This is a genomic window from Rhodococcus sp. DMU2021 (assembly GCF_019641445.1).
Taxonomy (GTDB): Bacteria; Actinomycetota; Actinomycetes; order Mycobacteriales; family Mycobacteriaceae; genus Rhodococcus; species Rhodococcus pyridinivorans.
The window spans coordinates 278578-299371 of record NZ_JAIFKB010000003.1 but is presented as its reverse complement, the minus strand read 5'-3'; the positions used below and the strand labels follow the sequence as shown (position 1 = coordinate 299371).

Genomic DNA, 20794 nt, shown 5'->3' with positions numbered 1-20794 from the left:
GGAGGTCCCGGTGAGGTGCCCGTGCTGTGCGACGGCGCGCGCAGCAACCTAACCGAGTTGAAGACTTTCGGCCAGAGCGGAGATCTCCGCGGGGGTCTTGAGGGCGACGGTGGGCGTGCCGCGCATCTCGCGCTTGGCGATGCCCACCAGCGTGCCGGCGGGGGGAAGCTCGACGATCCGGCTCACCTGCGCCGCGCGCAGGTAGGCGGTGCACAGGTCCCACCGGACGGGCCGGGTGACCTGAGCTGCGAGACGTTCGAGGGCGTCGGCTCCGGAGGTGACGGGCTTGCCGTCGTAGTTCGACAGCAGCGTGTGCGTCGGATCCGATGGTGTGATCTTCGCCGCGGCGGCAGCCACGGCGTCCTGGGCGGGTGCCATGAATCGGGTGTGGAAGGCACCGGCGACCGGCAGGGCGCGGACGCGGGCCTTCTCGGGCGGGTTCGCAGCGAGTTCCTCGAGCGCACTCAGGCGCCCGGCTGCGACGATCTGACCGGCCGCATTCATGTTTGCGGGGGCCAGATCCAACTCGGCGAGGCGCGCGAGCACCTCGTCCTCGGCGCCGCCGAGGACGGCGGACATTCCGGTGGGTTCGAGGGCGCAGGCGCGGGCCATCTCGGCTCCGCGGACGGCGGCGAGGGCGACGGCGTCGTCGGCGCTGATGACACCCGCGATGGCGGCCGCTGCGAGTTCGCCGACGGAGTGGCCGGCGACGATCGTGTCGGCGGGCACGAGGCCGCGACGGTCGAGATCCTCGAAGGCGAGCAGGGCGGAGGCCACCACGAGCGGCTGGGTCACCGCGGTGTCGGTGATCTCCTCGGCGGTGGCAGTGGTGCCGAGACGCGCGAGATCCAGTCCCGCCGTCTGCGACCACCGGTCGATCCGGTCGCGCGCTCCGGACTGCTCGAGCCACGGGGCGAGCATTCCGGGTGTCTGAGACCCCTGGCCGGGGGCAAGCAGCGAAATCACGATCACCAGGGAACACCGCGAACGGGTGCCTGCGAGATGTCGGTAGCGATGAAAGGTTGCCCCTCGATTTGTAGGGTTCCCACAAATCTGCACGTCGGTGCTCGCTATCGGTGGAAAGGCCGGGGACGTTACGTGTCCGATTCGCGAATTGTGAATCGTGTGACAGGTGGTGCAGGCGATCTCAATTCGTTATGGCTTCGTGCCAGGCGGCCTACCGTGGCAGCGATTCGAAGCACGTACGCATCGCGAGGATTTGTGGGATCCCGACCCGTTACTTCTGTGATCCGCTTCAATCGATACCGCACGGTATTTGGATGAACAAACAGCTTCCGGGCGCAAGTCTCGACAGCGCCCCCACTGTCGAGGTATGCGTCCAGCGTGTCCGCGAGGGACGGCCCGGCGGCTGCGAGCGGGGCGACGACGAAGTCCTCGAGCGCGGCGATCGCGCCGGGATCACCGAGCAGCGCACGTTCGGGCAACAGCTCGGCGGCGTGCACCGGCCGGGGAGCCCCCGGCCACCCCACGACCGCCTCCATGCCGGCGAGCGCTTCGACGGCGGAGACGTGTGCGGTCGCCAGCGTCGGTGTCGTCGGACCGATCACCACCGGATCGTCGGAGAACGCGCGCATCAACTCGGAGCGGAAGTCCGCCGCGTCGACCGTCCCGTGCAGTTCACCGCTGACCACCATCACCAGGCGTTCGCCCTGCACCACCGCGAGAGCCGCGCGACCGTGCTCCTGGGCGACGGTGTGCACGGTGGTGATCACCGAGACGCCCTGGTCGGGCGGGGGAGTACCGACTATCACCGTCGCCGGGGCGGTCGCGTCCCAGTTGAGGGTCGCGGCCCGCGACTGCATGTCGGGCCCGGTGTCCCCACGCACCACGGCGTCGACGACGAGGGCCTCGAGCCGCGTGTCCCAGGCGCCCCGCGACTCGGCCGCCCCCGCGTACACCGCCGCGGCAGCGAAACCGAGCTCGCGCCCGTACCGCAGGATCGCCTCGGTGAGCGCCACGAGCTGTTCCTCGTTGCGGGCGAGGGCCGGCAGCCACTGCTCGAAGAACTCCATCGCCGCGCGGACCATGTCCACCGTCTGGCGCAGCGTCAGTCGCCGGGCGAGATCCTGCGGGATCATCTGGAAGGCGTCGAGGCTGAAGCGCAGGTCGCTGTCGGGATTGCGCACCCACTCGAGGAAGTCGACCACCGACGTCTGGATCACCAGCTGCACGGTCGACCGCTGCGACGCGTCGAGATCGGCGAAGAAGGGCAACTGCTCCTGCATGACGTGTACCGCTTCGGTGGACAGTCGCCCCGAGAACTGCTTGACCCGACGGAGCAGCGCGTCGGACAGCGGTGCCCGCTCGGGACGGGACGGCGGTACCGGGCGTTCCCTGTGAACGCCCGGTACCTGCCCGGTCCGGCGGGGTTGCGGCTCGTCGACCATGGGACGAAAGTACCCGGCGCCCGCGAGCCGGCCGGTCACGCCACTCGGACGTGACCGGCGGACGGATCAGGCGACGCCCGGATCCGCCATCGAGACCGGGGCGGCCGTCACGTCGTCGATCTTGTAGGTGCGGGCCGCCTCGACGGCCTTCTCACGATCGATCGCGCCTTCGCGGCCGAGTGCCGAGAGCACCGCGACCACCGTGGACTCGGCGTCGATGTTGAACACGCGGCGGGCGGCGCCACGGGTGTCGGAGAAGCCGAAGCCGTCGGCGCCGAGCACCGTGTAGTCGCCCGGAACCCACTTGCGGATCTGATCGGGCACCGCGCGCATCCAGTCGGACACCGCGACGAACGGACCCGCCGCGTCGTTGAGCACCGACGCGACGTACGGCACCGAGGCTTCCTCACCGGGGTTCAGCAGCGCCTGGCGGTCGCACTCGACGCCGTCGCGGCGCAGCTCGCCCCACGAAGTGACGGACCAGACGTCCGCGGACACTCCCCATTCGTCGGCGAGCATCTTCTGCGCACGCAGCGCCTCGGGCATCATCACGCCCGAGACCAGGATCTGCGCCTTCGGACCCGACTCCGGTCCCCGCTTGTACAGGTAGATGCCCTTGAGAAGGCCCTCGACGTCGAGATCCTCCGGCTCGGCCGGCTGCGAGTACGGCTCGTTGTAGATGGTGATGTAGTAGAAGACGTCCTCACCGCCGAAGCCGTCGACACCCTCCGTGCCGCCGTACATCCGCCGCAGACCGTCGCGGAAGATGTGGGCGATCTCGTAGGAGAACGCCGGGTCGTAGGTGACCGCGGCCGGGTTGGTCGACGCGAGCAGCAGCGAGTGCCCGTCGGCGTGCTGCAGGCCCTCACCGGTCAGCGTGGTGCGACCGGCCGTCGCGCCGAGGGCGAACCCGCGTGCCATCTGGTCGGCCGCCGCCCACAGGCCGTCGCCCGTGCGCTGGAAACCGAACATCGAGTAGAAGATGTACACGGGGATCATCGGCTCGCCCTGCGTTGCGTAGGACGTCCCGACCGCCGTGAACGACGCCGTCGAACCGGCCTCGTTGATGCCCTCGTGCAGGATCTGCCCGACTTCGCTCTCCTTGTAGGCAAGCATCAGATCGGCGTCGACCGAGGTGTACAGCTGACCGTTGCGGTTGTAGATCTTCAGCGACGGGAACCACGAGTCCATACCGAAGGTGCGGGCCTCGTCCGGGATGATCGGCACGATGCGCTTGCCGATCTCCTTGTCGCGCAACAGTTCCTTGAGCACACGGACCGTCGCCATGGTGGTGGCGACCTCCTGCTTGCCCGAACCCTTGCGGACGACGTCGTAGGTCTTCTCCGCGGGCAGCGCCAACGGCTTCGCGGTGGTGCGGCGCTCCGGAAGGAAACCGCCGAGGGCCCGGCGACGCTCGAGCATGTACTGGATCTCGGGCGACTCGAAGCCGGGGTGGTAGTACGGCGGCATCTTCGGATCCTTCTCGAGCTCTTCGTCCGAGATCGGGATCCGCTGGATGTCGCGGAAGTACTTGAGGTCCTCGAGGGTGAGCTTCTTCATCTGGTGGGTCGCGTTGCGGCCCTCGAAGTGCTTACCGAGCGTGTAGCCCTTGATGGTGTGCGCGAGGATGACCGTCGGCTGACCCTTGTGCTCCATCGCCGCCTTGTAGGCCGCGTAGATCTTGCGGTAGTCGTGGCCACCGCGCTTGAGGTTCCAGATCTGCTGGTCGGACAGGTCCTTGACCAGTTCCTTCGTCCGCGGGTCGCGGCCGAAGAAGTGCTCGCGCACGAACGCGCCGTCGTTGGCCTTGTAGGTCTGGTAGTCGCCGTCGGGGGTGGCGTTCATGAGATTGACCAGTGCGCCGTCCTTGTCGGCGTGCAGCAGGGCGTCCCACTCGCGGCCCCACACGACCTTGATGACGTTCCAGCCGGAGCCGCGGAAGAACGACTCCAGCTCCTGGATGATCTTGCCGTTGCCGCGCACCGGGCCGTCGAGACGCTGCAGGTTGCAGTTGACGACGAAGGTCAGGTTGTCGAGACCCTCGGTGGCCGCGACGTGCGCCAGACCGCGCGACTCCGGCTCGTCCATCTCGCCGTCGCCGAGGAACGCCCAGACGTGCTGATCGGAGGTGTCCTTGATGCCCCGGTCGTGCAGGTAGTGATTGAACCGTGCCTGGTAGATCGCGTTCATCGGGCCCAGGCCCATGGACACGGTCGGGAACTCCCAGAAGGTCGGGAGCAGGCGCGGGTGCGGGTACGAGGGCAGGCCGCCGCCGAGCGAGGCGTGGCTGTGCTCCTGACGGAAGCCGTCGAGCTGCTCCGTGCCGATGCGGCCCTCGAGGAAGGCTCGGGCGTAGATACCGGGGGAGGCGTGGCCCTGGATGAAGACCTGGTCGCCGCCGCCGGGATGGTCCTTGCCGCGGAAGAAGTGGTTGAAGCCGACCTCGTACAGGGCGGCGGACGACGCGTAGGTGGAGATGTGACCACCGACGCCGACACCCGGGCGCTGCGCGCGGGTGACCATGATCGCCGCGTTCCACCGGATGTACGCCCGGAAGCGACGCTCGACCTCCTCGTCACCGGGGAACCACGGCTCGCTCTCGGTGGGGATGGTGTTGACGTAGTCGGTGGAGGTCAGGGCGGGAAGGGAGACCTTGCGCTCGTTGGCACGCTCGAGCATGCGCAGCAGCAGGTAGCGCGCGCGGGTGGGGCCCGCGGCCTCGAGCATCCCGTCGAACGACTCGAGCCACTCTTCGGTCTCCGCCGGATCGATGTCCGGCAGATAGGAGGCCACACCCTCGCGGATCACCCGGACACGGTTGTCCTTGGTCGATGCCGGCTTGGCCGAGGAATCCGGTCCCGACGCGCCCGGTGCGGCGCCTTCTCGGGAGTCGGATCCGTGGATCAGGTCTGTCAACGTCTGCTCCTCATCGTGGTGGGCGCGTAGGTGGAGCGCCCTCTCCGTCGGCCGGCTCTTGTGGGAGCCGACGCAATCGACATCTGAACATGATGCACCCCTCATCTTCCCCCATCCGCGACGAAGGATCACGCCGTGGCCCGGCCAACAGGACGGAACGGACACCGTGCGAGGCGGTGCAATGGGTCCCTCTGGAAAGATTCTCCCGCTTTTCCCAGCGATTCGGGTTGCGTTGAGGCCCGCAACGATGTTCGCTTTGACCAATTGATCGTCACGCCGGTACGCGGATCCGATTCGCGCACCACAACCCTTAGGAGGAGCCACCGTGGTCGCCGCGGCGGATGCCAAGAACTATGTCTCCAAGCTCGGTATCACTCACGACCACGTGGTGCAGGAACTCGGTTGGGACGAGGACACCGACGACGAGTTGAGAGCTGCGATCGAAGAGGTCACCGGTACCGAGCTGCTCGACGAGGATTCCGACGAGGTCGTCGACGTCGTGCTGCTGTGGTGGCGCGACAGCGACGGCGACCTGGTCGACGCCCTCATGGACGCGATCGGCCCCCTCGCCGACGAGGGCGTCGTGTGGGTGCTCACCCCCAAGACCGGGCGCCCCGATCACGTCGAGCCCAGCGAGATCGCGGAGTCGGCCGCCACAGCCGGCCTCACCCAGACCACGGCCACCAACCTCGGTGACTGGATCGGCAGCCGCCTCGTCCAGCCCAAGGCCGGCCGTCCCCGCCGCTGAACCGGCTCCCGGAACGTAAGGATCCATACGCATGCCGATCGCCGTGGGCGCCGAAGCCCCCGATTTCACTCTCAAGGACCAGAACAACCAGGAGGTGACGCTGTCGAGCTTTCGGGGCAGCAAGAACGTGCTCCTGGTCTTCTACCCCCTCGCCTTCACCGGCGTCTGCCAGGGCGAACTGTGCGCCGTCCGCGACGACCTGCCCACCTTCGAGAACGACGACACCGCCATCCTCGCGGTGTCGGTCGGCCCGTCGCCGAGCCACAAGATCTGGGCAGCCGAGCAGGGATACACCTTCCCGCTGCTGTCCGACTTCTGGCCGCACGGCGAGGTCGCGCAGGCCTACGGTGTGTTCAACGAGAAGTTCGGTTTCGCCAACCGCGGCACGTTCGTCATCGACAAGGACGGCATCGTGCAGTTCGCGGAGGAGAACCAGCCCGGAGAGGCCCGTGACCAGGGAGCTTGGGCCAGAGCGCTCGCCGCGCTAAAGTCCTGATGCGAAGTCGGCGGCACCTGCCGCCGTCTTTCGGGCGTGTAGCTCAGTGGTAGAGCTCTGGTTTTACACACCAGCGGTCGGGGGTTCGAAACCCTCCGCGCCCACAATCACATGTAGCGATTCCGGTGGATCCGGCCACCGTCTAGCGGGGTCCGATCCACACAAATCCCCTAGACGTCAGTCGCGTGGTTCCGCCGCGGTGCGGTAGGCGACGTTCAGCAACTCCACGAAGTGGTCGTCGAGGTCGTCGACCGACGAGACGCTCAGCCGGTGCGTCGTCACCGTCCCCTTCTTCGGGAACGCCTCACGCAGCGTCGCGTGGTGGATGCGCCGCGGCAGATCCAGAGCCACCTCGAGACGCGAGGCGTAGACGAACGCCGCCGCGAACGGACGGCCCCGCGACCAGGAGATCTCCGACGCGTGAACGTGCTCGGTGACGTCGCCGCCGAGGTCGAGGATCATGGCGCGCACGTGCCGGAACACATCGACGGCGGCCGGATCCTTGTCGGCCAGGTAGTCGTCGACGGTCGCGTACATCGGGAGCTCCTCGAATCGGGGCAGGGTGGTCGGCTCGGTCACCGCGGCCGGCCGTATCGATCGGCGAGCTTCTCGCTCGCGGTGCGCGGTGCCGCTTCCGCCGGGGCCTCGGCTGCGTCACCACCGTCTTGCGAACCCTTGGACTTCCTACGCTCCCGCAGCTCGGCCCACACAAAATAGCCCAGACCCAGCGGAGCCATGATCCCGAACGCCAGCCACTGCAGGCCGTACGACAGGTACGGGCCCGAATCGAGCTGGGGGAGCGGGATCACGCCGAGACCGCCGGGCTGGTCGGCGTCGAGCTGCAGGTAGACGTCCTCGAGATCAAGACCAGTGACGGATGCGACCTGCGGGGCGTCGATGAAGTAGACCTGCTGGTAGCCGTCGTCGACGAAGGGGGCTTTGTCCTCGACCGTTCCCTCGGACATCCGGATGCGGGCGTCGAGCGTGACGGGGCCGGACGGCGCGGGCGGGATCTCGGGGATCTCGCTGCCGCGGACCGGCCGCACGTACCCGCGGTTGACGAGGATCGTTCCGCCGGAATCGAGTGCGAACGGAGTCAGCACCTCGTAGGCCGGCTGCGACTCGACGCTGCGCAACCGCACGAGCACATCAGACTCGGGCAGATAGGAGCCCTGCGCGAGCGCACGGCGCCACTCGTCCTCGATGGTCGGACCGTCGCCGCCCAGTAGTTCACCGACGGGAACCGGATCCTGTGCCATCGACGCAGCGATGCGACCGTTGCGGTCCTCGGTGCTCGTGTTCTTACCCAGCTGCCACGGCGCGAGGACCGTGAAGCACGCGTAGGCGAAGCCGACGACCACCAGTGCCAGGACCAACCAGCCGGGGCGTAGGAGAAATGTCAATCGGCGCACAGATCCACGGTAGCCGGTGAGGTGCGTCTCACTGCTGCCGCACCCGCTCGAGCAGGCCCGGAACGGCGGCTTCGATCTGCTCGCGGACCTGCTCGAACTCGTCGAGAGAGCCGTAGTACGGATCGGGCACGGAATCGTCGTCGGCGTCGGGATCGAACGAACGCAGCAGCACACGGCGATCGGACGGGACACCGAGCTGCGCCAGCGCCCGCTCGTGAGTGGTGGTCATGGCGACGACGAGGTCGGCCGCCAGGTGCTCGGCGAAGATCTTCTCGGCCATCGGCGACCGGCAGATGTTGCCGGTGCACACGAAGGTCACGTGGAAGCGGTCGTCAGCGTCCACCCGTGAGTACCTCCCGAAGTTCCTCGACCGAGGCGGTCGTCCGCGCCGCCGCACGACCCTCGGTCTCGGTCCCGTAACCCCACTCGACGAAGACCGTGGGGATGCCGAACCGGCCCGCACCGTGGATGTCGTGCTCGCGGTCGCCCACCATCACCACACCGGTCGTGCCGCCCGCCTCGGCATCCTGCGGATCGATCCCGAGAGCGGCGAGGCTGTGCGCGACGACCTCCCACTTGTGCCGCCGGGCGCCGTCGTCGCTCGCACCCCCGATGAACTCGAAGTATCCGGTCAGACCGAAGTGGTCGAGGATCCGTTCGGCGAACGTCTGGGACTTCGACGTCGCCACCGCCAGGCGGCTACCTGCCTCACGGACGGCCTCGAGCACCGCTTCGATGCCGTCGAAGACGGCGTTCTCCGCCCAGCCGGTGTCGGAGTAGTAGTCCCGGTAGGCCGCGAGTCCCGCAGCGACCTGCTCCTCGTCGAGCCCGAGATTCTGCAGGGTGTCGCGCATGGGCGGTCCGAGCAGCCACTGCAGCTCGCCGTCCGGTGCCTCGAAACCGGTCGTCTCGGCGGCGTGGAGGAACCCGTTGATCACCCCGGTCGCGGAATCGGTGAGCGTGCCGTCCAGATCGAAGAGGACGACGGGAGCAGGGAGCACGAGCGGCTGGGTGGCAGCAAGAACGGTCACCGGGCCATTCTCCCCGTTCGTTCGGTCTTCCGCCGCGTAGGGTCGTGCGCGTAGGAGAGAGCGGATCGGCTGGAGGTGGACGTGACGGCGGCGACGCTGCGTGAGGTGATCGACGTTCTGGAGACGGCCTACCCGCCGTCGCTGGCGGAGAGCTGGGACTCGGTGGGACTCGTCGCCGGCGACCCCGACGAGCCGGTGCGCAAGGTGCTGCTCGCCGTCGACGCGACCGCGGCTGTCGTCGACGAGGCGATCGAATGGGGCGCGCAACTGCTGCTGGTGCACCACCCGCTGCTGCTGCGCGGAGTCGACACGGTGGGCGCGCACACCCCCAAGGGCGCGCTGATCCACCGCCTCATCCGCGGCGGCTGCGCTCTGTTCACCGCGCACACCAACGCCGACCGTGCGAACCCCGGTGTCTCGGACGCCCTCGCCGGGGCGCTGGGCATGACCATCCTGCGACCGCTCGAGGCCAAGCCCGAACCCGCGACCGACAAGTGGGTCGTGATGGTGCCGTCCGACGCCGCCGACACGGTGCGCGCGGGACTGTTCGCAGCGGGCGCGGGTGCCCTCGGCAACTACCGCGAATGCTGCTGGTCGACCACGGGCACCGGCCAGTTCCGCCCGGTCGACGGCGCGGACCCGGCCGTCGGCTCGGTCGGCGACCTCGAACGCGTCCCCGAGGACCGGATCGAGGTCATCGCGCCGCGCCGGTCGCGCGCGGCGGTACTCGCGGCCCTGCGCGACGCGCACCCGTACGAGGAACCGGCCTTCGACATCATCGAACTCGCCGACCTGCCGAGCGATCGCGGGCTCGGCCGGGTGGGGGAGCTGCCGCAGACCCGCACGTTGCGCCAGTTCACCGCTGACGTCGCCGCCGCGCTGCCGGCCACCGAATGGGGTGTGCGCGGTGCGGGCGACCCCGACCGGTCGGTGCGGACCGTGGCGGTGTGCGGCGGATCCGGTGATTCTTTCCTCGGGCTCGCCACCGCGCAGGGCGTCGACGTCTACGTCACCGCCGACCTGCGGCACCATCCCGCCGACGAGCATCTGCGCGCCGGGGGTCCCGCGCTGGTGGACGTCGCGCACTGGGCGAGCGAGTACCCGTGGTGCGCGCAGGCCCGCGACGTCCTCGATAGGGCGTTCGCCGATCGGGACGGCTGGCAGGCGCGGGTCAGCGAGTTGCGCACCGATCCCTGGACGACCGCGGCGGGCGCGGTACGGTAATCAGCTACGACACGTCCCGCGTGGCCGCCGACTCCCGGTCCACCGACACACCATCGAAAGCAGGAACCACCCGAGTGAACGTCGAACCCACCGTGCAGGCCAAGCTGCTGTCCCTCGCCGCCGTGGACGCAGAGCTGAACCGCCTCGCGCATCGCCGTCGGACACTGCCCGAACAGCAGGAGGTGGACCGCCTGCAGACCGAGCGCAACGCGCGCAAGGACGCCGCGGTGGCCGTCGAGATCATCCTCGACGACCTCGACCGGGACATCCGGAAGCTCGAGGGCGAGATCGAGGCCGTGCGCATGCGCGCCGACCGCGACCGGTCGATGCTCCAGAGCGGCTCGGTGGGATCGAAGCAGCTCACCGAACTGCAGCACGAGCTCACCAGCCTCGAGCGTCGCCAGGCGGCACTCGAGGACGACCTGCTCGAGGTCATGGAGCGTCGTGAGGCGTCGAAGGCCGACCACGACCACGCCGGTGCGCGGGTCTCGCAGGTCGACGACCAGCTCGGCGACGCCGTCCGGGCCCGCGACGAGGCGCTCGCCGACATCGAGGTGGCCGAGCAGCGGTGCCGCAGCGACCGCGAGGCACTGCTCGCCGTCTTCCCTACGGAACTGGTGACGCTCTACGAGAAGCAGCGCGAGAAGTCCGGCATCGGCGCCGCACTGCTGCAGGCCCGCCGCTGCGGCGCGTGCCGTCTCGAACTGGACCGCGGTGAGATCGCCCGGATCGCCGCCGCACCCGCCGATCTGCTCGTCCGGTGCCCGGAGTGCGACGCGATCCTGGTCCGCACCAAGGAATCCGGACTGTGACGACGGTCGTCGTCGAAGCGGACGGTGGTTCTCGCGGGAATCCCGGACCGGCCGGTTACGGTGCCGTGGTCTTCGATGCCGACCATCGGACCGTCCTCGCCGAACGCCAGGCGAGCATCGGGCGCGCGACGAACAACGTCGCCGAGTACAAGGGTCTGATCGCCGGTCTCACGGCCGCCGCCGAGCTCGGCGCCGACGAGGTGCACGTCCGCATGGATTCCAAGCTCGTCGTCGAGCAGATGAGCGGACGGTGGCAGGTCAAACATGTCGACATGATCCCGCTGGCCGCGCAGGCACGTGAGCTGGCCGGCGGGTTCCGCAGTGTCGACTTCACGTGGATCCCGCGTGCGGAGAACGCCCACGCCGACCGGCTGGCCAACGCCGCGATGGACGCGGCCGCCGAAGCGCTGCTGGACGTCGCGTCCGACACTGTGACGCGTCCCGTGGCGCCGTCGAATGCGGGGACCGAGAACGTCGCCACCCCGCCGGCCGTGCCTGTGCCCGATCCGGCAGTGCCGCCTTCACCCGGCTGGACCGGTGCGGTCGGGTCACCGACCCGTCTTCTGCTGCTGCGTCACGGGCAGACCTCGCTGTCGGTCGAGCGTCGCTACTCGGGGCGGGGCAACCCGGAGCTGACCGAACTCGGTCGCGACCAGGCGGTCGCCGCGGCCCGGCGACTCGGTGCCCGCGGCGGGATCACCGCCGTGCTGGCGTCACCGCTGGGGCGAGCGCGGGAGACGGCCGCTGCGGCCGCCGACGCCCTCGATCTCCCGGTGACGGTGCACGACGGGCTGATCGAGACGGATTTCGGCGACTGGGAGGGTCTCACCTTCGCCGAGGCCGCGCGTCGCGATCCCGAACTGCACCGCCGCTGGCTCGGCGACACCTCCGTGCGACCCCCGAACGGCGAGAGCTTCGACGAGGTCGCCAAGCGGATCGCCTCGGTGCGCGACGACCTGCTGACCGACTACGCCGGCTCGACCGTGCTGGTCGTCTCGCACGTCACGCCCATCAAGACGTTCCTGCAGATGGCGCTCGAGTCCGGCCCGTCGCTGCTGTACCGCCTGCACCTGGATCTCGCGTCGCTCAGCATCGCCGAGTTCTACGCGGACGGCGGCTCGTCCGTGCGGCTCGTCAACGACACCTCGCACCTGTGAACCCGTAGCGGTCGCGAAACGACAAGTGGCCGCGCAGACATGTCGGGGGGTTGCCTGCGCGGCCACTCATCAGGTCTATCTGTCGGCCGACCGAGGGTGTTACACGGTCCCGAGAAATTCTTCCGGCGGGATGTCAGGCGGTGCAGCCGGACTGGGATTCCCGGCCGGAGAACCGCTGATCGAGCCAGTCGAGGCCTTCGACGACGGCCGGGAACATGCCGATCAGATGGCCCGTCCCGGTCTTCGTCAGAACGGGTCCGACGTCGTAGCGGCGGTAGGTGACGTCGGCGCCGGCCGAGCACCACTTGTCGACCATGGGGTCGACCCCTTGGACGATCACGAAGTCGTCGCCCGTGCTCTGCGCCACGAAGACCGGCATTGCCGGGGCGCGGTTGCTGAGTTGCTGCTCGACGACCAGCGACGCCCACGGCTCGTCGCCGAGATGAAACCGTCGACGACCCAGCCGATCCCGCCGGAGAGGAGGGATCCGTCGCCGGCCACGGCGAGGTCGCCCAGGTCGGCGGGCGGTGAACCGGCCACGGCGCCGACCACCGACAGTTCGGGGGCGTACGTGGCGGCGAGTTCGGCGGCCGAGGCGGATGCCATGCCGCCCTGCGAATATCCCCAGAACGCGATCGGGTCGTCGGGGTCGAGACCGCTGCGGTACATCACGCGGGTGACGGCCGCGTCGAGGACGGCCGGGGTTTTCGGGACGACGGCGGCGACCGACGATGCGGTGCGCAGGACGTCGCCGAGCGGCGCCGTCTCGAAGGCCCGGGGGGACGTGTAGAAGTCGGTATCGGACTCGGCGGTCTCCACCGTCGGTGTGGTCGCGAGGAGTGCAGCCGCGGCGATCGAGGCGAATGCTCCGGTGCGTCTGCGCATCCTGGACCTTCCGGCGGGCCGAATGTCGAGGAGGGACGCTACCTGCAGTCTGTACGCAGGTGCGATGGCCGGCGACGTGCCCTGTCAGGCCAGTCGACGCAGCGTGTTGAGGTTCCGGACGGTCGTCGTCGCCTTGTTCCGGGCCGAACCCGACTGTTTCCCCACGGCACTGTCGAGCGTCGAGCCCTTCACGACCTGCCAGTAGAGGACCCTCTTGCCTACCTCGATGCACTCGAGATTCGGATCGAGATCGTCCGACAGGGCGGCCAGCGATTCGAGTACGGCGGGATCGGAGACGAACACGACGTACGAATGCCGGTCGGCGCGTGCGTCGTCGAAGGGATACGCCTCGACGACCCGCGCGAGATACGACTGCTCGACGACGAAGGTGTAGGCCTCGTAACCGAACCGCTCGGTGAGTGCGGCCTCGATCCGGGCCTTCGCGGTGGCGGGGTCGTCCTCGGAGTCGAAGAGCACGTTGCCGGACGCGAGTACGGTGCGGACGTTCTCGAAGCCGAGGCCGACGAAGACCTTCTTCAGATCGGCCATCCGGATGCGGATGCCGCCGACGTTGATTCCGCGGAGCAGGGCCACGAGTCGCGTCATGAGTGCACCGTAGTTGGCGGCGCCGATACGCCGCGGGATAGTCTGGTCGAGCGAACGAGTCGGCCGGGCGGCCGCGGAGCAGGGAACCGGTACCGGATGGTGCCAGGCCCTGAATCGAGGAAAGTCCGGACTCCACAGAGCAGGGCGGTTGCTAACGGCAACCCGAGGTGACTCGCGGGACAGTGCCACAGAAAGCAAACCGCCTGCCGTACGGCAGGTAAGGGTGAAAGGGTGCGGTAAGAGCGCACCAGCGCCCCGGGTGACCGGGGCGGCTAGGTAAACCCCGCCCGGAGCAAGGTTGAAGGTCGCACCGCGTGCGGTGCGGCTGCGCAGGTGTTCGAGGGCTGCTCGCCCGAGCCTGCGGGTGAACCGCTCGAGGTACCCGGCGACGGTGTGCCCAGATGGATGGTCGCCACCCCGTTTCGGCGGGGGACAGGATCCGGCTTACAGGCCGGCTCGTTCGCCCGGCGTCTCCCGATCCCACCGCGTTGCTACCGGTCGGGTCAGATCGGATAGATGACCAGCAGGTGCGCCCAGTAGGAGGCCGCATCCGGACCCAGCCAGGGCAGCAACGCGTCGTAGAGGATGTAGGACATTGCTTGCTCCTTCGTTCGGACGTCGAGCACATGCGTGCGGCCCGACAGTACCGCGCCACGCCAACCGTCGGGTTGTCCGTACAGACAGATGCGATTCGGGCACACTGAGACCATGAGCGACGACGGCTGGTACTACGACGTGCGCACTGGGAAGGTCTCCCAGGGCAAGGATCCGCACGCCCTCAACCGCATGGGTCCCTATCCGGACAGGGAGACCGCTCAGCGGGCGCTGGAGATCGCGGCAGAACGGAACAAGGCGGCCGACGCCGCCGATGACGACTGGAAGAACGGCTGAGTCCGACGACGAGCACCCGAACCACCAGGAGTTCACGAGCATCGTGGTGACCACTCCCATCGTCGTCGCGCCCGCGATCGACTTCGCCGACGTGCGCGCCGAGTTCGACCTCGTCGACGAGTTCGCGCCGGAGGCCCTCGCCGAGGCGCGGCGGGCGGGCGACCGCTTCGCGGACGTACGTGAGGACCGCACCGATCTGCCTCTCGTGACCATCGACCCACTCGGGTCGATGGATCTCGACCAGGCGCTGCACCTCGAACGCACTGACGACGGCTTCGTGCTGCACTATGCGATCGCCGACGTGTACGCACTCGTCGAACCGAGTGGCGCACTGGACGCCGAGACGCACCGCCGCGGGCAGACCTACTACCTGCCCGACGGCTCGGTGCCGTTGCATCCGCGCGAGCTGTCCGAGGGCACCGCGAGCCTGCTGCCGGACGCCGTCCGTCCGGCGGTGTTGTGGCGCATCGAGACCGACCACCGCGCCGAGCCCGTCGCGGTGAGCGTGCGTCGTGCCCGCGTCCAATCGGTCGCACGTATGCACTACGCCGGAGTGCAACGCGACGCCGACGCGGGCCGGTTGCATCCGTCCGTCGAGGCGTTGCCCGATTTCGGGCGGTTGCGGGAGGCCGCAGCGCTCGCCCGTGGAGCGATCGAACTGCGCCTGCCCACGCAGGACGTCGTGCAGGACGGCGACGGCTGGACGCTGCAGATCGAACCGCGCACCGAGGCCGACGAGTGGAACTCCGAGATCTCGCTGCTCACCGGGATGTGCGCCGCGCAGATCATGATCGGCGCGCGGGTCGGGCTGCTGCGCACGCTCCCACCCACCGATCCCGCCGCGGTCGATGCTCTGCGCCGCACCGCGCGGTCGCTCGACATGCCGTGGCCGACGGGGCTGGGTGTCGGTGCCTTCCTCGCCTCGCTCGACGCCAACGACCCGAAGACGCTCGTGCTGATGAGCGAAGCGCCGACACTGCTGCGCGGTGCGTCCTACGCGGCCTTCGACGGTGACCTGCCCGAGACGATCCTGCACGGCGCGATCGGTGCGCCCTACGCGCACGTCACCGCGCCGCTGCGCCGGTTGTCCGACCGGTACGCCACCGAGGTGTGCCTCGCGGTGTCGTCGGGCCGGGACGTCCCGAACGAGGTCCGCACCGCACTGGCTGCGATGCCGAAGATCATGTCGTCGACCGATTCGCTCGCCGGCAAGGTGAACCGGGCGTGCATCGACCTGGCCGAGGCCGTCGTGCTCGCGCCGCGAGTGGGAGAGACCTTCGAGGCGACGGTGCTGAAGGAAGCCACCGACCGGCATGACGCCGAGGTGTTCGTCGCCTCCGAGACCGTCATCGGCCCGTGCGGCGGGGCACCCGAGGAGGGCAGCACCGTGCGGGTGCGGCTCACCCTCGCCGACCCGCAGGCCCGCAAGATCCGCTTCGGCCATGACCGGTGAGACCACGCGGCGGCGACGTCCGGTCGCTGCCGTCCTCGCCGTCGCGGTCGCGTTGTGCGCGGCGCTCGCGGTGCTCGTGTGGTGGATCCTGCCGAACCGGCTGTTCCCCTGGGACAGTGCGTCGTTCCCCGAGATCGACACGTCGGCGTTGACACCGACGCAGGTGCGGATCGTCGAACTGCTCGAGGAGCAGCACGAGGCGCAGAATCCCGGCACGTTCTACTCGGAGGGTGTCCGCGAACCGTGGTGCGCCGACTTCGTCAGCTGGATCATGCGGGAAGCCGGTGTGCCGCTGTCCAATCCGCATTCGGGCCACTGGCGGATCCCCGGCGTGTTCACGCTCGGTGAGTTCTACGAGCAAGCCGACCGCTACGAACCAGCGGGCACGGGGTACCGGCCGGAGGTCGGCGATGTGGTGCTGTACCACAACAGGATCGGTGTCGGTCAGCGCGAGCACACGAACATCGTCGTCGCCGTCGACGGTGATTCCGCGATCACCGTCGGCGGAAACGAGATGGGCCGCATCCGCGTCCACGAACTCGACGTGACCGGGGACGACGCCGTGGTCGGCTTCGGGCGGTTGCCGGGCTGATCCGGGTCAGCGGAAGGTGTCGGTGGCCTCGACGAGCCGGTGCACGATTCCCGGTTCGGTCGCCGCATGGCCCGCGTCGTCGACGATGTGCAGGCGGGAGAACGGCCACGCCTCGTGCAGGTCGTGCGCGCTGCGCGTCGGGCACACCACGTCGTAGCGGCCCTGCACAATCACGCCCGGGATGTCGCGCAGCAGATGCGCGTCGCGCAGGAGTGCCCCCTCGTCGAAGAAGCCACGGTGGTGGAAGTAGTGGTTCTCGATACGAGCGAAGGCCAACGCGAACCGGGGTTCGGCCGTCTCCGCGACGCGATCCGGGTTCGGCAGCAGTGAACTCGTGGCGCCCTCCCAGGTGGACCACGCGATCGCCGCGTTCAGGGCGACGTCCGGATCGGTCGAGTGCAGCAGGCGGTGGTAGACGTCCACGGGATGCTCGCCGGGCCCAGTGGTGGCGAGCGGGGCACAGAATCCTTCCCACGCCTCAGGGAACAGCTGCCCGGCGCCGCCGTTGTAGTACCAGTCGATCTCGCTGCGGCGCAGCAGGAAGATCCCGCGCAGGACGAGTTCGGTGACGTGCTCGGGGTGCCGCTGGGCGTAGGCGAGGGCGAGCGTCGAGCCCCACGACCCGCCGAAGACCATCCACCGGTCCACACCGAGGAAGGTGCGCAGCCGCTCGATGTCGGCGACCAGATGGTCGGTGGTGTTGACCGACAGATCGGCGCCGTCGGCCACGTGGGGCTGCGACCGGCCGCAGCCGCGCTGGTCGAACAACACGATCCGGTAGGCGCCCGGATCGAAGAAGCGCCGGTGCAGGGGTGCGGTGCCGCCACCCGGACCACCGTGGAGGAAGACCACGGGCTTGCCCTGCGGGTTACCGCTGACCTCCCAGTACAGCTGCTGGCCGTCACCGACGTCGAGCATGCCCGTCTCGTGCGGCTCGATCGGCGGATACAGTTCGCGTCGCTCCACGGGTCAGAACCCGACGAGACCCGACGCGAGATCGGGAATGTCGAGGCCGCGCAGGGCCTCCTCGCGCACCTGCGGGCACTGCGAGGAGGTCGCCGCGTCGATGCGGCCCCGGTCGCCCGCGAGCACGACGAGATCGACACCGTTCGCCGCACCCCATTCACCGACGAGGATGTTGAGGCCGCCGCGACCCACCGACGGGGTGTAGGTGCGCCAGTTCGACAACTGACCTTCGAGACGAGCACACAGGTCGGCGGTCTGCGCTTCGGTGAAGCCCCCGGCTCCGGCTTCCGAGGGTGAGCCTGCCGCGGACGGCGAACGCGTGGGCTCCGTCGACCGCGACGTCTCGACCGTGGCGTCGGTCGACGTTCCGCTGGGTGCCGGATCCTGAGCCGGTGCGCAGCCGACGAGAACACCGGCCAGTGCGGCGGTGACGGCGGGGACGAGACTGAAGCGGAGCTGCATGGACACCTCGTGGTTTCGTACGGTCGGGTCGTCGTCGAGTCTGCCACCGATCCGGAAGGTGCCCGAAGAATGCGACGGGCACCACCGAACTCGTCGATGGTGCCCGTCGTCGCAGATCCTCAGAAGGAGTGCTCGGGCCCCGGGAAGGTGCCCTGCCCGACCTCTGCTGCGTACTGTGTTGCGGCGCGGCGCAGTTCGTCGCCCACCTGTCCGAACTTCTTGACGAACTTCGCGGTCTTCCCGCTCGTGTAGCCGGCCATGTCCTGCCAGACGAGGACCTGGGCGTCGCACTCGTTGCCGGCGCCGATGCCGACGGTCGGGATGCTCAGCTTGCGGGTGACCTGCCCGGCCAGGTCGGCCGGCACCATCTCCATCACGACGGAGAAGGCGCCTGCCTCCTGGACGGCGATCGCGTCGGCGACGAGCTGCTCGGCGCCGTCGCCGCGGCCCTGCACCCGGAACCCGCCGAGTGTGTTCACGGACTGCGGGGTGAAGCCGATGTGTGCCTGCACGGGGATGCCGGCGGCGGTGATCGCGGCGATCTGCGGAGCCATCCGCTCGCCACCCTCGAGCTTCACCGCGTGGGCGCCGCCCTCCTTCATGAACCGCACGGCCGTGGCGAGGGCCTGTTCAGGCGAGGCCTCGTACGAGCCGAACGGCAGGTCGGCGACGACGAGCGCGTGCGGAGCACCGCGCACGACGCCGCGGACGAGGGGGAGGAGTTCGTCGACGGTCACGGGCACCGTGGTGTCGTAGCCGTAGACGACGTTGGCTGCGGAATCGCCCACGAGCAGGACGGGGATACCCGCCTCCTCGAAGACGCGGGCGGAGGAGTAGTCGTAGGCCGTCAACTCTGCCCAGCGGCGACCTTCGGCCTTCATCGCCTGCAGGTGATGGACTCGTGTCTTGCGCTTGGGGATGTCGGCAGGGGCTGCAGCGGAGGCCGCGCCGCCGTATACGGACGTCACGTTGTCGGACATCACTGTCCCTTTCTTCCTCGAGGCCCTCGGGGTCCCCGGGTCGGGTGATGACTGTCTCAGTATGCCACTCGGCCCGGAGAGCGCGAAGGCCGCGCAGCGGTGCGATTCGTCACACCGAACGACCGCTCGGAAGAGAGTGCAGGTCGTGTCGCTGCAGGCCGACCGGGGCATGGCACGATCGGATCGTGCCCCACCCTGCTCGCGCGCGCATCCGTCGTCTGTCCGTCCTGGCGCTCGTGGCCGCTGCCGCGGCGACCGCGTGCGGTGACACCGCGCAGGAACAACGACAGCCGTCGGCGGTCGGAGTGGTTCCGGGCCTCGAACGGTTCTATGAGCAGGACGTCGACTGGGAGTCGTGCGGGCCGTACGACGCCGACGGGCCGATGATGGTGCGGCAGGGTGTGGAGTGCGCACGCATCGAGGTCCCCCTCGACTACGAGGACCCGGACGGTGAGGTGATCACCCTCGCGGTGTCGCGACTGCCCGCCGGCGGCGACCGGATCGGTTCCCTGCTGGTCAACCCCGGCGGCCCGGGCGCCTCGGGACTGTCCACCGCGCTCGCGGCCGACGGCACCGTCCTCGCCGACCGCTTCGACGTGGTCGGCTTCGACCCCCGCGGTGTCGGATCGTCCGAACCGGCGGTCCGCTGCCTCACCGACGCCGAGTTCGACGCCGACCGTGCTGTGGACGACGGGGACACGAGCCCTGAGGGCATCGCCGCGACGGAGAAGCGCAATCAGGAGTACGCGGAGCTGTGCGCCGAACGCAACGGCACGGATCTGCTCGCGCACCTCGGCACGCGCGAGGTCGTGCAGGACATGGACGTCCTCCGCGGGGTCCTCGGGGACGACGCGCTGACCTATCTCGGCTACTCCTACGGCACCCGGCTCGGCACCCTCTATGCCGAGGCCTTCCCGGGCCGGGTGCGGGCGATGGTGCTCGACGGTGCGATCGATCCGGAGCAGGACCCGGTCGAGGAGATCGTGCTGCAGGCCGTGGGCTTCCAGAAGGCCTTCGACGAGTTCGCGGCGTACTGCGCACAGTACGCGGGGTGCCCGCTCGGGACCGATCCGGCCCGGGCCGCCGAGCGGTTCCGGGGGCTCGTCGACCCGCTGCTCGACGCTCCGGCACCGACCACCGATCCGCGCGGACTGAGCCACCGCGACGCCATCACCGGTGTGCAGCAGGGCCTGTATTCGCCGACCCTGTGGGGTTCGCTGCGCGGTGGGCTGGAGGCGCTCGCGACCACCGGCACCGGCGACACCCTGTTGCGGCTCGCCGATCTCTACGAAGGGCGCGGCGAGGACGGCACCTACAGCAACATCACCGACGCTTTCAACGCGATCCGGTGCGTGGACGACCCACCGGTGACCGACCGGGCGCTCGCGGGCGAACTCGACACGCGGTTCCGCGCGGCCGCACCCTTCCTCGACGACGGCCGCGGCACCGGATCGGCGGCCCTCGACGTCTGTGCCTTCTGGCCGGTCCCGGCCACCGGGGAACCGCACACTCCCGACGTTCGCGAGCTGCCGCCCGTGCTCGTGGTCTCGACGACCGGGGATCCCGCGACCCCCTACGACGCGGGGGTCGAACTCGCCGCCCGGCTCGGTGGTGTCCTGGTGACCTTCGAGGGAACGCAGCACACCGTCGCCCTGGACGGCAACGAGTGCGTGGACACCGCTGTGACCAGCTATCTGGTGGATCTCGAGGTGCCCGCGCGGGATCCTCGCTGTTGACCGGAGGGGCGTGTGAGCG

The 20794-nt window shown here is 69.2% G+C and carries 22 protein-coding genes, 1 tRNA gene and 1 other RNA gene; 11 read left to right on the top strand and 13 right to left on the bottom strand.

The window, feature by feature from the left end:
• Nucleotides 1-48: 48 nt before the first annotated feature.
• The 3 genes from K3M35_RS07370 to aceE all read right to left on the bottom strand — a co-directional run bounded on the left by K3M35_RS07370 (nt 49) and on the right by aceE (nt 5324).
• The gene (locus K3M35_RS07370; protein WP_024101330.1) at nt 49-966 is read right to left on the bottom strand and encodes an ACP S-malonyltransferase; all 918 of its coding nucleotides are present in this window, start codon (nt 964-966) and stop codon (nt 49-51) included.
• Nucleotides 967-1094: 128 nt separating this feature from the next.
• On the bottom strand, nt 1095-2408 hold the full coding sequence (locus K3M35_RS07365) for a CdaR family transcriptional regulator (protein WP_259443691.1): 1314 nt from the start codon (nt 2406-2408) through the stop codon (nt 1095-1097).
• Between the two features lie 66 nt (nt 2409-2474).
• Nucleotides 2475-5324: a pyruvate dehydrogenase (acetyl-transferring), homodimeric type gene (gene aceE, locus K3M35_RS07360; RefSeq protein WP_033097778.1), complete on the bottom strand. Its 2850-nt coding sequence runs from the start codon at nt 5322-5324 to the stop codon at nt 2475-2477.
• A gap of 325 nt (nt 5325-5649) precedes the next feature.
• Between aceE and K3M35_RS07355 the strand changes: the two genes are divergently transcribed.
• The 3 genes from K3M35_RS07355 (at nt 5650) to K3M35_RS07345 (ending at nt 6672) form a co-directional block, all read left to right on the top strand.
• The gene (locus K3M35_RS07355) at nt 5650-6072 is read left to right on the top strand and encodes a DUF3052 domain-containing protein (protein ID WP_006554437.1); all 423 of its coding nucleotides are present in this window, start codon (nt 5650-5652) and stop codon (nt 6070-6072) included.
• A gap of 31 nt (nt 6073-6103) precedes the next feature.
• The gene (locus tag K3M35_RS07350; protein WP_006554436.1) at nt 6104-6568 is read left to right on the top strand and encodes a peroxiredoxin; all 465 of its coding nucleotides are present in this window, start codon (nt 6104-6106) and stop codon (nt 6566-6568) included.
• A gap of 32 nt (nt 6569-6600) precedes the next feature.
• Nucleotides 6601-6672, top strand: a tRNA-Val gene (locus K3M35_RS07345).
• A 73-nt stretch (nt 6673-6745) separates the two neighbouring features.
• Here K3M35_RS07345 and K3M35_RS07340 read toward each other — a convergent pair.
• Genes K3M35_RS07340 through K3M35_RS07325 form a run of 4 tightly spaced genes read right to left on the bottom strand, consistent with a single transcriptional unit; the run spans nt 6746 to nt 9011 of the window.
• Nucleotides 6746-7147 carry a DUF5655 domain-containing protein gene (locus tag K3M35_RS07340; protein WP_081263469.1) on the bottom strand — a complete coding sequence of 134 codons (402 nt, stop codon included), beginning with the start codon at nt 7145-7147 and terminating at the stop codon, nt 6746-6748.
• Nucleotides 7144-7980, bottom strand: coding sequence for an SURF1 family protein (locus K3M35_RS07335; RefSeq protein WP_183079228.1), 837 nt, complete (start codon nt 7978-7980; stop codon nt 7144-7146). The genes K3M35_RS07340 and K3M35_RS07335 overlap by 4 nt, the downstream gene beginning before the upstream one ends.
• A gap of 28 nt (nt 7981-8008) precedes the next feature.
• Nucleotides 8009-8323, bottom strand: coding sequence for a hypothetical protein (locus K3M35_RS07330; protein ID WP_220666212.1), 315 nt, complete (start codon nt 8321-8323; stop codon nt 8009-8011).
• Entirely contained in the window at nt 8313-9011 is a 699-nt protein-coding gene (locus K3M35_RS07325) for an HAD hydrolase-like protein (RefSeq protein ID WP_220666211.1), read from the bottom strand. Before K3M35_RS07325 ends, K3M35_RS07330 begins: the two co-directional genes overlap by 11 nt.
• Nucleotides 9012-9086: 75 nt before the next feature.
• On the opposite strand from K3M35_RS07325, the gene K3M35_RS07320 reads away from it, so the two are divergent.
• The 3 genes from K3M35_RS07320 to K3M35_RS07310 all read left to right on the top strand — a co-directional run bounded on the left by K3M35_RS07320 (nt 9087) and on the right by K3M35_RS07310 (nt 12204).
• On the top strand, nt 9087-10235 hold the full coding sequence (locus K3M35_RS07320; protein ID WP_374107753.1) for a Nif3-like dinuclear metal center hexameric protein: 1149 nt from the start codon (nt 9087-9089) through the stop codon (nt 10233-10235).
• A gap of 74 nt (nt 10236-10309) precedes the next feature.
• The gene (locus tag K3M35_RS07315; RefSeq protein WP_006554428.1) at nt 10310-11047 is read left to right on the top strand and encodes a zinc ribbon domain-containing protein; all 738 of its coding nucleotides are present in this window, start codon (nt 10310-10312) and stop codon (nt 11045-11047) included.
• Nucleotides 11044-12204, top strand: a complete 1161-nt coding sequence (locus K3M35_RS07310; RefSeq protein WP_220666209.1) for a bifunctional RNase H/acid phosphatase — start codon at nt 11044-11046, stop codon at nt 12202-12204. Before K3M35_RS07315 ends, K3M35_RS07310 begins: the two co-directional genes overlap by 4 nt.
• A 133-nt stretch (nt 12205-12337) precedes the next feature.
• On the opposite strand, the gene K3M35_RS26080 is transcribed toward K3M35_RS07310, so the two are convergent.
• The 3 genes from K3M35_RS26080 to K3M35_RS07300 all read right to left on the bottom strand — a co-directional run bounded on the left by K3M35_RS26080 (nt 12338) and on the right by K3M35_RS07300 (nt 13695).
• Nucleotides 12338-12583, bottom strand: coding sequence for a lipase family protein (locus tag K3M35_RS26080; RefSeq protein ID WP_259443690.1), 246 nt, complete (start codon nt 12581-12583; stop codon nt 12338-12340).
• Nucleotides 12541-13089: a lipase family protein gene (locus K3M35_RS07305; protein WP_259443689.1), complete on the bottom strand. Its 549-nt coding sequence runs from the start codon at nt 13087-13089 to the stop codon at nt 12541-12543. The genes K3M35_RS26080 and K3M35_RS07305 overlap by 43 nt, the downstream gene beginning before the upstream one ends.
• Nucleotides 13090-13173: 84 nt before the next feature.
• Nucleotides 13174-13695, bottom strand: a complete 522-nt coding sequence (locus K3M35_RS07300; protein WP_019289801.1) for a DUF1697 domain-containing protein — start codon at nt 13693-13695, stop codon at nt 13174-13176.
• A 55-nt stretch (nt 13696-13750) separates the two neighbouring features.
• Here K3M35_RS07300 and rnpB point away from each other — a divergent pair.
• From rnpB to K3M35_RS07280, 4 genes are all read left to right on the top strand, one after another.
• Nucleotides 13751-14158: RNase P RNA component class A (gene rnpB / locus K3M35_RS07295), an RNA gene on the top strand.
• 245 nt (nt 14159-14403) lie between these two features.
• Entirely contained in the window at nt 14404-14586 is a 183-nt protein-coding gene (locus tag K3M35_RS07290) for a hypothetical protein (protein ID WP_006554424.1), read from the top strand.
• Between the two features lie 43 nt (nt 14587-14629).
• The gene (locus K3M35_RS07285) at nt 14630-16039 is read left to right on the top strand and encodes an RNB domain-containing ribonuclease (protein WP_220666208.1); all 1410 of its coding nucleotides are present in this window, start codon (nt 14630-14632) and stop codon (nt 16037-16039) included.
• A complete protein-coding gene (locus K3M35_RS07280) occupies nt 16029-16631 on the top strand; it encodes a CHAP domain-containing protein (protein ID WP_220666207.1) in 603 nt (200 codons plus the stop codon). Before K3M35_RS07285 ends, K3M35_RS07280 begins: the two co-directional genes overlap by 11 nt.
• Nucleotides 16632-16637: 6 nt before the next feature.
• Here K3M35_RS07280 and pip read toward each other — a convergent pair whose 3' ends face one another.
• The 3 genes from pip to panB form a co-directional block, all read right to left on the bottom strand.
• Entirely contained in the window at nt 16638-17549 is a 912-nt protein-coding gene (gene pip / locus K3M35_RS07275) for a prolyl aminopeptidase (RefSeq protein WP_052227279.1), read from the bottom strand.
• 51 nt (nt 17550-17600) lie between these two features.
• On the bottom strand, nt 17601-18059 hold the full coding sequence (locus tag K3M35_RS07270) for a hypothetical protein (RefSeq protein ID WP_019289796.1): 459 nt from the start codon (nt 18057-18059) through the stop codon (nt 17601-17603).
• Between the two features lie 119 nt (nt 18060-18178).
• A complete protein-coding gene (gene panB / locus K3M35_RS07265; protein WP_220666206.1) occupies nt 18179-19039 on the bottom strand; it encodes a 3-methyl-2-oxobutanoate hydroxymethyltransferase in 861 nt (286 codons plus the stop codon).
• A gap of 185 nt (nt 19040-19224) precedes the next feature.
• On the opposite strand from panB, the gene K3M35_RS07260 reads away from it, so the two are divergent.
• The gene (locus K3M35_RS07260) at nt 19225-20775 is read left to right on the top strand and encodes an alpha/beta hydrolase (protein ID WP_220666205.1); all 1551 of its coding nucleotides are present in this window, start codon (nt 19225-19227) and stop codon (nt 20773-20775) included.
• Nucleotides 20776-20794 lie beyond the last annotated feature (19 nt).

Excerpts from the sequence above, each read along its gene's own strand:
- K3M35_RS07270 (WP_019289796.1), bottom strand. The coding sequence starts at position 18,059 with ATGCAGCTCCGCTTCAGTCTCGTCCCCGCCGTCACCGCCGCACTGGCC.
- panB (WP_220666206.1), bottom strand. The coding sequence starts at position 19,039 with ATGTCCGACAACGTGACGTCCGTATACGGCGGCGCGGCCTCCGCTGCA.
- K3M35_RS07280 (WP_220666207.1), top strand. The coding sequence starts at position 16,029 with ATGACCGGTGAGACCACGCGGCGGCGACGTCCGGTCGCTGCCGTCCTC.
- K3M35_RS07305 (WP_259443689.1), bottom strand. The coding sequence starts at position 13,089 with ATGCGCAGACGCACCGGAGCATTCGCCTCGATCGCCGCGGCTGCACTC.
- K3M35_RS07290 (WP_006554424.1), top strand. The coding sequence starts at position 14,404 with ATGAGCGACGACGGCTGGTACTACGACGTGCGCACTGGGAAGGTCTCC.
- K3M35_RS07350 (WP_006554436.1), top strand. The coding sequence starts at position 6,104 with ATGCCGATCGCCGTGGGCGCCGAAGCCCCCGATTTCACTCTCAAGGAC.
- K3M35_RS07300 (WP_019289801.1), bottom strand. The coding sequence starts at position 13,695 with ATGACGCGACTCGTGGCCCTGCTCCGCGGAATCAACGTCGGCGGCATC.
- pip (WP_052227279.1), bottom strand. The coding sequence starts at position 17,549 with ATGCTCGACGTCGGTGACGGCCAGCAGCTGTACTGGGAGGTCAGCGGT.
- K3M35_RS07365 (WP_259443691.1), bottom strand. The coding sequence starts at position 2,408 with ATGGTCGACGAGCCGCAACCCCGCCGGACCGGGCAGGTACCGGGCGTT.
- K3M35_RS26080 (WP_259443690.1), bottom strand. The coding sequence starts at position 12,583 with ATGCCGGTCTTCGTGGCGCAGAGCACGGGCGACGACTTCGTGATCGTC.